The organism is Indibacter alkaliphilus LW1 (genome assembly GCF_000295935.2).
Taxonomy (GTDB): Bacteria; Bacteroidota; Bacteroidia; order Cytophagales; family Cyclobacteriaceae; genus Indibacter; species Indibacter alkaliphilus.
In genome coordinates, this window is the sequence record NZ_ALWO02000016.1 from 1 (window position 1) to 13609 (window position 13609).

Sequence of the window (13609 nt, forward strand, 5' to 3'; positions counted from 1 at the left end):
TATCCCCTGTGTGCCTTGGGAAGATATCAATTTGAAAGCAATTCACAACTTGCTAACAATGTAAAACCACATTAAAACGCTGTGATTCCCTTGGGAAGATATCAATTTGAAAGCAATTCACAACTTAGAAATGGAGGAAGATTATGATGTCTAAGCTGTGATTCCCTTGGGAAGATATCAATTTGAAAGCAATTCACAACATCAGAGTAAACACATTTACCATTATGCTGCTGTGATTCCCTTGGGAAGATATCAATTTGAAAGCAATTCACAACTCTAGGAATAGCATGACATAGTCTGCCTACGCTGTGATTCCCTTGGGAAGATATCAATTTGAAAGCAATTCACAACGGTCAATGCGCTGTATGATGTCACATTGAAGCTGTGATTCCCTTGGGAAGATATCAATTTGAAAGCAATTCACAACTAACCGAAGCATATAGAAGCGCACCGCAAGCTGTGATTCCCTTGGGAAGATATCAATTTGAAAGCAATTCACAACATGGACACGCTTAGAAGCCTTAACAAATAAGCTGTGATTCCCTTGGGAAGATATCAATTTGAAAGCAATTCACAACAGCTACGTTTGTCAAACGTTCCATAACGTAGCTATGATTCCCTTGGGAAGATATCAATTTATTCACTATGATAATGTTTTTCAATGGTGTTCATGAATCTCCCTCTGGTCGATTTGAAAAGCAATTCACAGCTTGAAAGAGACTGTCAGGTTTTTGAAACCTGATAGGTCCTGGCAATAACTATAATCATTAATGGACCTATTTTGCAGATATCAATTTATTCACTATGATAATGTTTTTCAATGGTGTTCATGAATCTCCCTCTGGTCGATTTGAAAAGCAATTCACAGCTTGAAAGAGACTGTCAGGTTTTTGAAACTTGCCAGGTCTTATTCCTATTCAATGTCATTTGGTCAGGGCAACTTTTCCAAAGTTCAGTTTTGTCAATTGTGGTTGCTTATCCTTTTAATCAAACTTTGGAAAAGTTTAAATTCAACGGGTAGTTTTAGCTAATCGATTAAACTCAATCAAGTAAAAGCTTCCGGAATCTCTTAAGAAAAGCATCAGTATTGTGGACTTCTAACCCAATAAAACACTTTGGGTCCCAGAACCTTAAATTATAACGCTATATCTTTGGAATAGCCCTCTCTGCTTGATACTTTTGAAATGTTTACCCCTGATTTTATAAGTGATGAATATCCCTTTTCCTTCCAATGAACTTGAAAGAGTAATCCGTCTGAGTGAATATGACCTGGATTATTCTGACCTTGAGTCACAGTTTAAAGATCTTACCAAACTCGCGGCGAAGGTTGCTGGGACAGAAATTTCTTTGATCAACCTCATCGATAGCTTTACCCAATGGTCTGTTTCCACACATGGCATTCCCGCCCTGCAAATGCCAAGGGAAGATTCAGTCTGTACTTATACCATCATGGGGGAGGAATCATTCGAAATCAGAGACCTGACCAGAGATGAGCGTTTCAACAACAAATTTTACGTTACCGACGATCCTAACTTAACCTATTATTGGGGGATTCCTCTAAAAGATGAAAAAGGCTTCAATCTCGGGGCACTTTGCGTGATGGATAAGCATGCCAAGGACCTAAGTCCGGAAAAGGTTGAATTGCTCAAAATCATAGCGGATGAAATTGTCAATAGATTGAAGATTCTTTTGACTATTCAGCAACTCAAGACCAAAATGAATGATATGAGTCAAAACAACAAAAGGGTTGCTCATGATATTAGAGGCCCTTTAGGAGGAATAATTGGATTGGCTCAAGTTATCAAAGAACAAGGTAATGAAAATAGCCTTGAAGAGGTATTGGAGTTTATACATTTGATCCAAAAAAGCGGAAAGTCCCTTTTGGAGTTGGCTGATGATATACTCTCGGAGAACTTCCAGGAACCTCAAAAAGTCAAAATCAATCCACATACAGAACTGAATCTCGAGTTGTTGAAAGGAAAATTATTGGACATGTATGGTGTTCAGGCAAAGCAAAAAGAGGTAAATCTGAGTATTTCACTGAATCAAGAACATGGTCATCTGCCATTTAATAAAAATAAGATGCTTCAGGTGATCGGAAACCTTATTTCCAATGCAATCAAATTTACTTCAAGTGGAGGGGATGTTTCTGTGAATCTGGACTTGGAGGAAGTAGACGAGAAGAAAAATTTATCAGTTGTTGTTCGGGATACCGGAAAAGGGTTGAGCCAGGAACAAATCAATCAGATCCTTGATGGAAATGCTAAATCAATGAACGGTACAGGGGGAGAAACGGGCTTTGGCTTTGGGCTTCCTTTGGTAAAACACCTGGTGGAAAGCATGCAAGGTAAAATGTCCATTAAGTCAGTTCAAGGACAATACAGTCAATTTGAAATCACCCTTCCGGCTTAAACCTTTTTTCACAAGATTTGGGTTTTGATGATTTGAAACAAAACAGGTTTCCTTCCATCTAGGGGTTTCATTAAGCCGTAAACTGAGATCGGATTTTTAAGGTTTTATTAGCTTTCAAATACTTTAAAACCGGAATCAAATTAACTTTGAATTTCTTCCAAGAGCCTTTTTTGGTTACTTACAGGATTGGCGTACATAGCCAAAAAGCTTCTGACAGCCAAAGGATTTTTTTGATCCACGCCCCGTCTAAACCTAGCCTCAAAAAGAGCTTTTTCTTCCGGAGAATATTCTGAACTATATTGTGCAGTTCCTGTAAGCAGGTCATGGGCAATATACTTAGTAGGCCAAAGCTTGTATCCTAGAATTATCTGATCATCAATCAGGTCTGTCAAAGCTTGCAGCTGTTTGACCTGCCCTTGGTTATTTTCTTTGATCTGATCTATTCTGTCATTGAGACAGTCACCTACATGGATATGAATTCTTTTTTTCTGTCCAATAATCCCGCTCAGTAAGGTGTTGAAATCCTCGTTTTCTCCTTTTACATATACTTCCTGATTGGCTTTGGCCAAAAGTTCCGGCATTTTGAGCATATCAGTAGGGTCATATTCATAAGATATACTGATAGGAACTACATTGAGCCGTTTGAAATAGTCCAGGAAATGCTCTCCTTCATCCGAAGCCATACCGATCATCTTCAACACGCCTTTGTGGGTCATGTCATTTCCATCCTTGGTACGTCCCTCTCTCTGGGCAATCCAGACCGATCTGTTTTCTCTGAGTAAGGAATGTCTGATAAAGGCCGATACTGTCCTTGAACTTTCCAAAAGCTCCCTGGCAGGAAGACCCCTTTTGATAATAAAGTTTCGGGTCATCTTAGATAGGTGCTTTAAAAAGGGTTTTTTGACCAGGTTATCCCCTATAGCAGAAGTTGTCATAAACAAACCATGCTCAAAAAGACTGGCATTCAACAAAGAGGTGTCCAATATTATATCCCTATGGTTGGAGATAAATAGGTAAGAAGTGTCTTTTTCCAGCTTTTCAAAACCTGAAGTAGTGAGCCCATTTGAGCTTTTTTCCAGTACCTTTTTTACTCCCGGATAGATAAAATTGATCTGAAAGTCCCTGATGGAATGGCAGTGAAGCATCAGATCCTTCCAATAGCTATCTTCATGATCGGGAAAAGTGAAATTCATCATTGCTTTGAGCATAGGATGATCCAGAATTTCTCTGATAGCCTGATTGACTTCAATGTCGTAATAGGGTCTGATATCTTCAAATGGAGACATTCGATTTGTTTTGTTGGATTACAAAGAAAGTAAATTTTAATTTAAGAGGTGGCCTTTCAAGCTTGAATATGTGTTTTTCATTTATTCAAACAGATGGATGATTATCATTTATTTTTAAAATGCCAGAGGGTAAAAAAAGAAGCTGCTCCGATGGGAAGCAGCTTCTTGAAATTCTGTATGGAGCTGAATTATCTTATAATCAGCCTTTCAACTTGTTTTTGACCATGCTGATCAGTAATAATGATCAGGTAGGTTCCTTTTGAAAGGTTGCTGACATCAAATTGAACAAATCCATCTGAGGAAAGCTCTGAGCTTATCAAAGAGCCTGCAGCAGTTCTAAGTTCGACATTTTGTAGTCCTTCAGCATTTCTGAGTGTAATATTTACCAATCTGTTTGCCGGGTTCGGGAATACTCTCACATTTGCTTTTGTAGGTCTGATCGGGAACCTGATAATGTCCGAAGCATTTTCACAACCTTGGTCATTTTGGATTACAACCTGATAGTTGCCCGATCCGGCGATTCTGACACTGTTTTCAGAACCAGACTGGATTACCTGACCGTCTTTGATCCAGGTGAAAATATAATCACCCTCAATGGTCACCAATTTACCTTGTTCAAACAAGATTACCGGTTCAGGGAGTTCGCTGATACCAACTTCAAATTCAAGAGTATTGCTAAAGCAAAGTTCAGATTCTACTCTTGCTCTGAATAGTTTGCTGCTTACAAGTTCTGAAACTTCAAGACTTGTGGCACCTTCACTTCCTTCTATATTTTCCCAAGATTCACCTCCATCCAAGGAGACCTGCCAGACCAGCACATTGGTGTAATTCCCGCCGAATAAGTGTAGTTCGGTACTGCCCGTTCCTGAACAGATTTCACCATCTCCAATGATTACAGGTAGATCAATATCACAGCTTAAGATGAATCTCGATTTAACCGGAATGTGATCGGAGGTCGTATTCAAATAATTTTGAATCAAATTAAATGGAGCAACAATCCTCTCTGAGTTGACAATCCAGTTGTCCTGAAGCTCATTGGAAACGATGGTATGGTCTATCACATTTTCAAATGAAGGGAAAGAACGCAATCCTGCTTCACTCAAAGGCAAGGTAACAGCAGTATAGTTTTCTGAATCATTGATATAATTGATGAAAGATGTTTCAGATGTATTGACAGTAGGAGCATTTTGATCAGCTACTGTTTCATCCAGATCATCATTGTAATCACCTAAAATGATCAATGGTACATTGGCATAATACATGTCCAATGAATCTTTGAGCACATTCACATCATACCTTCTCATGGCATATCTTGGATTTCCGGCACTTTCTCCTCCTCCGTTTGATCTTGCGTGAATATTGATCAAGTTAAATTTCTGCTCAACTCCGTCTATACTGGCTTTTACTTCCATCAGGAATGGTAGTCTTCCACTTGCCCAGAACCTATCCGGAGAAGATGGATAATCCACCAAATCTTCAGGTTGCACACCTTCAAGCAAGACTCTTGTTTTGATAGGTTCAACAGTAGACTTTTTATAAAGGAATGTGAGTTTCTGAGCCGTTTCAAAATTGTCTGGTCCCAAAGAAGTCGCTGGAGACACAAAGCTTCCATAATCTTCTAAAGCCTCTACCAACTCATCAAATTTTTCAAGTCCTGTGATTTCCTGGAAAGCATAAACATCAGCTCCCAGATCTTCTATGATGGTTTTGACATTTTGAAGCTGCAGGTCCAAGTTGCTTGGTCCGTTACTTGAAGATCCAAACCACTCAACATTCCAAGTCACAATATCGAAGGTTTTATCCTTACTGATGGTAGCACCCGATAAGTATCCTCTTTTAACTGAAATATCACCGGAATTGAATGTAATAGGTCCGCTGAATGCACCTTCAGTTGATGGGGCAAATCTTACTGTCACTGTCTGACTTCCTTTCAGTTCCTCAATACTGTAAGTCAAGGTAGGACTGAATTCTACGCCATCTTTAGAGAACTCAAATCCGCCAACCGGACCATTGTCAATTGTCAGTGGTGCAATTGGATTGCTAAGATTGAAATTGAAGGATCTTGTCTCTGAAGAAACTGATCCTGCCGGAATGATTCCGAAATGGAAGTAGTCCACATTTCCGATGTCGTTGGAGAAGAATGGAGCCGCAGGTACGTCTGAGCTTCTCAATTCAAAATCATCCAAAGTCCATCTGGCTGCACCTTCTTCAGGTGAAGAATTATAAACAAATGCCAATCTTATTTTTTGGTCTAAGTATTCAGTCAAGTCCAGTTCTCCTGAGAATGTCCAAACATCTCCATTGGCAAACCTGTCATCCAATTCCGTCCAAGTAGCTGTATTTGGATCTCCATCAATGTAATCAGTAGAGATCAATAGCTTTAATCTTGGGCCATTGAATGCTACCCTGCTGTAGAAAGACAGCAAAGGAATGTTGAAACCGGCTAGGTCGAATTCCGGTGTGATCAACCAATCTTCATTGAGTCTGGCACTTCCTGCGGCAAATCCATTGATCTGAACACCAAATGGAGCAGAGGCTGTAGGAGTGGTACCTGCTCTTCCAAAATTGGTACATGACCAAACTTGATCTCCTAATACACTTATAGTTGACCAAGAGCCTCCAATAGGTCCAAGATTGGCTTGGCAGATGTTATTGAAGTCCTCACTGATATTGAAAGGATCAAATACAGAGCCTGCAACACTTACAGTCACTGGAAGTGTACCTTCGGTCTGATTGGTAATGGCTGAATTGAAATCTCCCTCAGTACTATTGTCAAACATTACAAATACAGTCTGTGCTGAAGCCATCTCCTCAACAGAGAACTCAAGTGAAGCAGTGAAGTTGACCCCGTCTTTCGATACAGAGAATGGGGCAGTTGTAGTTACATTGACGCTACTTTCCAAATTCACTGCTGCTAGTTCGTAAGAAAGCACTTGGGCTTCATCAGCAATACTTACAGCTCCAAAATCCAAGGAAGAAGGATCTACAGTCAATCCCGGTACTAGTACCCCGTCGGCTTCTTTAACAACACCTACAAAAGTGGTCCCCACATTAGTAGGGAAGAAGTTGGTGACTCTTAATGTACCCCCAGATCCGATGTTACCATCATTGGCTGAAGTTTCGCTTATGTTGACAATTCTAAACTCCACTGTTCCGCTTAGGTTCTGAAGGTCGGAAAGGTCAATAACCTGATTGAAAAATTCGTTGGCAGGATTGACCCAAGTGGCAAGATCTGAAGTGAAATTATCACCACTGTATCTCAAAGCCATATCTTTTGGTCCAGTTCCTGAAGCCCTTGTTCCAATTTGTAACTGACTCAAATCTACCAGTTTGTCAGGTGCGACTGTAAACCCAAATGTAAAGTATCTTTGATCTCCTGAATTCCATCCATTAGAGCTGATGGAATTGTTTGCATTGGAAGGATTAATACTGGCACCTCTGGCAAAGTCCAAAGCCAATAGCCCATCAGCGATTAAATTTGCAGCAGTAAATTCCTGACCTCCAGGTTCTCCATTGAAGTTATAATTCACAATTGGTTCAGGTTCGGCAGGAGGAACTACCTCAGCCTCTACAACTGATCCAGTGAACTGAACTGGAATGAATGTTCCTGACTCAAACAAGTTGCCTGCACGTAAGGTACCTCCTGAACTTAGGGTACCTCCATTAGCAGATACATTGCTCGTCACTACTATTCTAAATCTGACCGTTCCGCTTAATCCGGTAATTTGGGAAAGATCCAATCTCAGATTGGAGAAGTTGGTGTTGATGTTTTGCCACTCAGCAAGGTTTGTAGTAAAATTGTCTACACTATATCTCAAAGCCAAGTCTCTAGGACCTGTATTAGAAGATCTTGTGGCAATCAAAAGTTCTTCAAGATTTGCTTCAAAGCCTTCTTCAACGGTAAGGCCAAATTCAAAATAGGAATTCTCTCCGGTGCTCCAATTGCTGCCGCTTATAGAATTGCCTGCTCCAGTGGGCATAATCGCACTTCCTCTCACAAAGTCGAGAGCGGCAATTTGGTCGCTTCCCATACCTGAGGTAGCAGCTTGGTTGCCAGGCTCTCCTTCAAAATCCCATTGTCCTAAAGTAGATACAGCAGGAGGTGTTGGCTCTTCACCATCTCCTATAACCGTACCGGAAACGATAATATCGTCTATTCTACTTGTACCTGTATTGGCAGTGGTTCCCTCATTAATGCTGGTAGATGAGGTATTGATCCATCTGATAAATACCTGATCCTGATTAAAAGTAGGGGATGGCAAAACCAGGTTACTGACTGATCCACCTGTATTGAAATTAGTCGTTAGGGTGAAATCACTTCCGGCTACCGGAGTCCAATCTACACCATCCAAGCTGTAGTCAATGCGGAAGTCTCTCGGGCCTGTACCGCTACCTTGGTGTCTACTGGATAGGGTAAGGTTCTCAAACCCTAAAGTATTTACCCTTACTTGCCAGTATTTTTCTGTACCTGATTCGACTTGCCACTGGTTGGCATTTTTGGCAAAAGTACCTGAACCTCCTGTACCTTGTACATAGGAGGTAAAGTTGATGTTAACGGGAGTGATGACTTGGGCGTTTTCGCCCGTGTTGTTGGCATTCCCGAGATCGGCATTGATCCGCTCGGAAACCTCTGAAGACTCAAATGTCCAGCCTGCTATCACTTCGGTTTGTGCGTTTACTTGCAGCATAACCAAACTGATCAGACCCAACATGAGTACAAATCTTGGTAAAATTTGTTTCATTCTCTTAACTTTTAGATTGGAGTTTATATGAACTGATGCAATCAAAAATTGCATTTAAAAGTACATTTTTGTTTTTTATAAATTCAGAAGATTATTGTTATTGAATTGTTAAAAAATAGATCGTCTTGGAATTTTATATGGAAAACCAAGCAAAAATCAATAATTTATATTTTAGTAGATTTTTTTAAGTTTTGATTTTCAGGATGTTAGTAACTCAATCTTCTATGGAAAACCCTGATAAAAAGTAAACCAAAAAACCTGATTTATGGACAAATAGGATCTTTTGGTAAATCAAATATAAATGTATGGTTTTCTTGTAGCTGAACTTACCTTTTCCGCTTTATTCTATAGGAACAGGAAATATAAAAATACACTTTACCTCATCTTAATAAACAAAAAACCACTGCATATAAATACACAGTGGTCGAGTTTCTGTCAAGAATGCTTCAGTAAAAATTAATTACTTGCTTGAGTTTTTGATCTCAGTAACTTCTTTTCTTATATCCTGAGCCATTTTCTTCAGGTTGTTCATGCCATTTCTTACTCTTGTTCCAGCGGCCTTATTACCTTGCTCATAAAATTTTTTGAAATCTGCTTCCAAAGCGGAAACTTGTGCTACTACTTCTTCAAATCTGCTCATAATTCAATCTGTTTTGGGTTAAATTAAAATAATACTATCAAGATATGTAGAATTGGCTATTACACGTGCTTAGGGGTATTTATTTTTTCGAAAAAAAATCAAATAAACGGGGTTTTGTTGCTTTTTGAACACATTTTCCGCTTTTATGGGGATTTTGGGAAAGGGGAATCTTAATGGAAGGTTAATTTGGGCTTAATACAATTGCAAAATCAAGGGGCTAATTTTAGGTAAAATTAAAGATCCTGAAATGAAAAAAATAACATTAAGCTTAACTGTATTTTGCCTGGCATTAAGCCTGCAGGCCCAGACTGTGACAGGCTTCGTTTTTGAAGACAAAAATCAGAATGGAAAAAAGGAAAGAAGAGAACCGGGTGTTCCGGGAGTTGCGGTTTCTAATGGAGAGGACGTTGTACTCACAGATGAGAGCGGTAAATATGAGCTCCCTATTTCGGATGATGATGTAATATTTGTCATCAAGCCATCCGGTTTTGAAGTACCTGTAGATACCAACAATCTTCCGCAGTTTTTTTACATCCATAAGGAAAAAGGCTCTCCCACTACTTATCGATACCCTGGAGTAGCCCCTACAGGATCCTTACCTAAATCTGTGGATTTTGGGTTGATCCCAGGTGAATACCAATCCAAATTTACAGCTTTGGTATTTGGAGATCCACAACCCTATAATCTTGACCAACTATCCTATTTTGATAAAGGAGTGGTTTCAGAAGTTGAAGGGATTCAAGGAATTGATTTTGGAATTGCTTTAGGAGATATAGTTGGAGATGACCCGGATTTATTTCAACCATATGCCAAAGTAATCAGTAAAATTGGAGTTCCCTGGTATTCAGTAATGGGAAACCATGATATGAATTTTGATGCCAAAGAGGACAAATTATCAGATGAAAGTTTTACTGCCAATTTTGGTCCAGCGACTTATGCTTTCAATCATGGAGATGTCCATTTTATAGTATTGGAGAATATCCTATATCCTGACCCAAGGGAAAAATCGCAATATTGGGGAGGTTTCAGGGAAGATCAGCTCAAGTTTATTGAAAACAACCTAAAGACAGTTCCCAAGGATAAACTGATTGTATTGTTTATGCACATTCCTCTTTTTGAAGAAGGTGACAGTTTCAGGGATGCTGATCGGGAAAAGCTTTTTGAATTGCTTTCTGATTTCCCTCATACAGTATCTTTATCAGCGCACACACATTATATGAAGCAAGTGTTTTTTGGTGAAGAGGATGGGTATAATCAAGAAAAACCTCATCATCATTTCAATATAGGAACCCCATCAGGGGATTGGTACTCAGGTGAGATGGATGAAAATGGAATACCTATGGCGACCATGAGAGATGGTTCCCCGAATGGTTATGTATTTCTTGACTTTGATGGGACTGATTATGTAGCCAGATACAAGCCAGCCCGAAGGAGTGAAGACTATCAAATTGAAGTATTTGCTCCTAAAGTTTTGAAAAAAGGTGTACGCACTTCCTCCGGGATTTTCGCCAATTTTTTCACAGGAACCAAAGAAGACAAAGTGATGTACAGGATCAATGGCTCAGAATGGAAAGAAATGAACAACTTAGAAGATTATGATCCGGCTTACTTGGTCAATATGTTCAGGTGGGATACAGCAGATGAGCCAATAGCTCACAGGAGGCCTTCCAATCCAGTGCGTACGGACCATCTTTGGAGAGCGGGTATTCCTTCGAATTTAGAAGCAGGAGAGCACACTGTAGAGATACAGGCAGAGGATATGTATGGGAACGTACATCAGGCCAGTAAAACTATTAAAGTGGTGGAGTGATAATAATCTGTACCCTTGTCTTATTCCTGTTGTTGAGAGGGATTCTATTTTGAGGAGATATTCGGTGGATATTAAGTTGATATTAGGGTTTTGGTCCACGTGATTGCAGGAATTAAGATGATGTTGTCCTTGCTATGCGAAAGACTGCGGACAGTTTACCACCAGACTACAGTTATTGGAAGTTGTGGTTTTGCTTGAGGGTCTGCATGTAAGAGAGATTGTAAATGTATAAAAATAAAAAAGCCGCTTATTTCTAAGCGGCTTTTTTGTTGACCGACCAGGGCTCGAACCTGGACTCTTCTGAACCAAAATCAGACGTGTTGCCAGTTACACCATCGGTCAATTTTTGATTCTTATTTCCCTTTCTCTGAAAGGTGTCACAAATGTAGGTGGACTTTCTTTTTTATGCAAATTTGCCTCAAAAGTTTTTACCATAACCTTGCTAATACACTATAATTCAATCGAAAAAATTAAGCCGGGGTCTGTAGAATAAACATAATTGCTATAAAATGAAGGATTGTTCCAGCCAAAACGAAAAGATGCCAAATGGTATGGGCAAATCTCATTTGTGGTCTGGTGTAAAAAAGCGTGCCTAAAGTATAGCTTAACCCACCCGCTGCAATCAGGCTCAATGTGTTTATATCCAAATTTTGAAAGAGAGGCTTGATAAGTAAAATAGCCATCCACCCCATTCCCAGGTAAAGAATCAGTGATGCCTTTTTGAACCTGTGCGTAAAGAAAATTTTGAAGACTAATCCAAAAGCAGCCAGTCCCCAAATTATTCCAAAAAAAATCCAGCCCGTTTTACCTCCCACTGTCAATAGCAAAAAAGGAGTGTAGGTGCCTGCAATCAGTAAATATATACCAATGTGGTCAAAGGTACGTAGCCATGATTTTACTTTCTCCTGTTGTACCGAATGATATAAAGTGGAGAAAGTGTAAAGGAACAAAATGGATGCTCCAAAAATGGATGAACTGACGATTTCGATTGTGCTTCCATTGAGCATGGAAAATGTTACAAGCAAAGAAATGGCAACTATACTGAAAAGGATACCAAATCCATGGGTGATACTATTGGCAAATTCTTCCTGAAGAGATTGTTTTCTTTGCATACTCAAGTTTGATTCGGTGAAAGTTAAGTAATTTCCAAATAAAAAATTATTTGAAAAAACGTAACGTAATCGATTGTTTGTTAATATTATGTTATTAAGTGTCTGATTGTTTTGTATTTATGGAAAATAATATCTTGTTTTGCTATCGAATTTGAAAAATCAGGAATTCAATTATTAAACCAAATAAATACTATCATGTCTGTCAAAATTTCAGAAAAAACGATTGTTTCAACTCTAGAAAAACTTGAGAAATTAAAGTTGGATGAAAAGCTTCATGCTGAACTGTCTTGGTGCTGGAACAGCTACCTGGCTGATCAAAATCCAGTAGGAGTAATCGAAAAGAGTAAGGTTGCCTTGGATCTGTTTAAAGCAAAAAGAAAAGAGAACAGCCGTGCTGTAGCAAAGAAACTTGTAGATGATTTGGAAAAAATCGCGATGAATTAAAACGAAAAAAGGCTTTCAAATCGAAAGCCTTTTTTTATTTCTGTCAATTGCGCTTATTCAGCTACAACCACAAATTTTACGTTGCTCTTGACTTCTCTGTGAAGGTCAACTTCAGCTTCAAACTCACCGGCACCTGTTACTGGAGAGTTGATAGAAATTTTCTTTCTGTCGATTTCTATACCTTTCTCAGAAAGAGCATCAGAAATCTGAAGGGTGGTAACCTTACCGAAGATTTTTCCTGATTCACCAATCTTGGCTTTGATTTCCAAGGTCAATGCTTCAAGTTTTGAAGCAACTTCTTCAGCAGCAGTTTTGATTTTTTCTGCTTTGTGGGCAGCTTGCTTGATGTTTTCTTCAAGGATTTTCCTGTTGGAAGGCGTAGCCAATACAGCGAAGCCTTGAGGAATAAGGTAGTTTCTTCCATAACCTGGCTTTACGTCCACCATGTCATTTTTATACCCAAGTCCTTTTATATCTGTTTTTAGAATAACTTCCATTGTTGTACAATTTTTAAAATTTGAATGAATCGAATTTGATGGCTTATTTCAAACCGTCAGTTACGAAAGGCAATAATGCCAAGTGCCTTGCTTTTTTGATAGCATTAGCCACTTTTCTTTGGTATTTGGCAGAGTTGCCGGTCAGTCTTCTAGGAAGGATTTTTCCCTGCTCATTGACAAACTTCAAAAGGAAGTTAGGATCTTTGTAATCGATATATTTGATACCGTGTTTTTTGAATCTACAGTATTTCTTTCTGTTTTCAACTCTGTTGATTGGTTCGTTTCTTAATGTCATTTTGCTGGCTCCTCCTTAGCTTCAGTTTTTTTGTTAAATTCACCTTTTCTTCTTCTTTCAGCATAGACAATAGCATGCTTGTCAAGTACTGTAGTCAAGAACCTCATGACTTTCTCGTCTCTTCTCAATTCAATTTCCAACTTTTTGATGGCAGTTGGCTCTGATTTGAATTCAACCAAAACGTAAAATCCGGTGCTTTTTTTCTGAATTGGGTAAGCCATTTTCTTAAGACCCCAATTTTCAACATTGATGATTTCTGCCCCCTCTGTTTTCAACAAGTCTACAAACTTGTCTACGGTATCCTTCATCTGAACTTCAGACAAAACGGGAGTAAGTATGAATACCGTTTCGTAATTTCTCTGGAACATAAT

General features: G+C 39.1%; 10 protein-coding genes and 1 tRNA gene. 3 read left to right on the top strand and 8 right to left on the bottom strand.

Translation table 11 applies throughout. The features are described 5' to 3' along the window. Window positions 1-1209: 1209 nt before the first annotated feature. The gene (locus A33Q_RS03560; RefSeq protein ID WP_009035680.1) at window positions 1210-2412 is read left to right on the top strand and encodes a GAF domain-containing sensor histidine kinase; all 1203 of its coding nucleotides are present in this window, start codon (window positions 1210-1212) and stop codon (window positions 2410-2412) included. Between the two features lie 140 nt (window positions 2413-2552). Here the strand turns inward: A33Q_RS03560 and A33Q_RS03565 are convergent, their stop codons facing one another. The 3 genes from A33Q_RS03565 to A33Q_RS03575 all read right to left on the bottom strand — a co-directional run bounded on the left by A33Q_RS03565 (window position 2553) and on the right by A33Q_RS03575 (window position 9080). Next, the gene (locus A33Q_RS03565) at window positions 2553-3698 is read right to left on the bottom strand and encodes a 1-acyl-sn-glycerol-3-phosphate acyltransferase (protein ID WP_009035681.1); all 1146 of its coding nucleotides are present in this window, start codon (window positions 3696-3698) and stop codon (window positions 2553-2555) included. A 188-nt stretch (window positions 3699-3886) separates the two neighbouring features. After that, window positions 3887-8440: a T9SS-dependent choice-of-anchor J family protein gene (locus tag A33Q_RS03570; protein WP_040489842.1), complete on the bottom strand. Its 4554-nt coding sequence runs from the start codon at window positions 8438-8440 to the stop codon at window positions 3887-3889. 460 nt (window positions 8441-8900) lie between these two features. Further along, a complete protein-coding gene (locus tag A33Q_RS03575; protein ID WP_009035683.1) occupies window positions 8901-9080 on the bottom strand; it encodes a histone H1 in 180 nt (59 codons plus the stop codon). A gap of 247 nt (window positions 9081-9327) precedes the next feature. Between A33Q_RS03575 and A33Q_RS03580 the strand changes: the two genes are divergently transcribed. Further along, window positions 9328-10890 carry a calcineurin-like phosphoesterase C-terminal domain-containing protein gene (locus A33Q_RS03580; protein ID WP_009035684.1) on the top strand — a complete coding sequence of 521 codons (1563 nt, stop codon included), beginning with the start codon at window positions 9328-9330 and terminating at the stop codon, window positions 10888-10890. 269 nt (window positions 10891-11159) lie between these two features. Here A33Q_RS03580 and A33Q_RS03585 read toward each other — a convergent pair. Next, window positions 11160-11232: transfer RNA gene (locus tag A33Q_RS03585), tRNA-Gln, on the bottom strand. A 128-nt stretch (window positions 11233-11360) separates the two neighbouring features. Continuing rightward, window positions 11361-12002 carry a PAQR family membrane homeostasis protein TrhA gene (trhA, locus tag A33Q_RS03590; RefSeq protein ID WP_009035685.1) on the bottom strand — a complete coding sequence of 214 codons (642 nt, stop codon included), beginning with the start codon at window positions 12000-12002 and terminating at the stop codon, window positions 11361-11363. Window positions 12003-12197: 195 nt separating this feature from the next. Here trhA and A33Q_RS03595 point away from each other — a divergent pair, with 195 nt between their 5' ends. Continuing rightward, window positions 12198-12446, top strand: a complete 249-nt coding sequence (locus A33Q_RS03595) for a hypothetical protein (protein ID WP_009035686.1) — start codon at window positions 12198-12200, stop codon at window positions 12444-12446. Window positions 12447-12499: 53 nt separating this feature from the next. On the opposite strand, the gene rplI is transcribed toward A33Q_RS03595, so the two are convergent. From rplI to rpsF, 3 genes are read right to left on the bottom strand one after another with little or no spacing between them, the layout of a single operon-like run. Next, window positions 12500-12943 carry a 50S ribosomal protein L9 gene (rplI, locus tag A33Q_RS03600; protein ID WP_009035687.1) on the bottom strand — a complete coding sequence of 148 codons (444 nt, stop codon included), beginning with the start codon at window positions 12941-12943 and terminating at the stop codon, window positions 12500-12502. A 43-nt stretch (window positions 12944-12986) separates the two neighbouring features. After that, complete coding sequence (gene rpsR / locus A33Q_RS03605) at window positions 12987-13238, bottom strand: 30S ribosomal protein S18 (RefSeq protein WP_009035688.1); 252 nt, start codon at window positions 13236-13238, stop codon at window positions 12987-12989. Next, window positions 13235-13606, bottom strand: coding sequence for a 30S ribosomal protein S6 (gene rpsF / locus A33Q_RS03610; RefSeq protein ID WP_009035689.1), 372 nt, complete (start codon window positions 13604-13606; stop codon window positions 13235-13237). The genes rpsR and rpsF overlap by 4 nt, the downstream gene beginning before the upstream one ends. Between the last annotated feature and the right edge of the window lie 3 nt (window positions 13607-13609).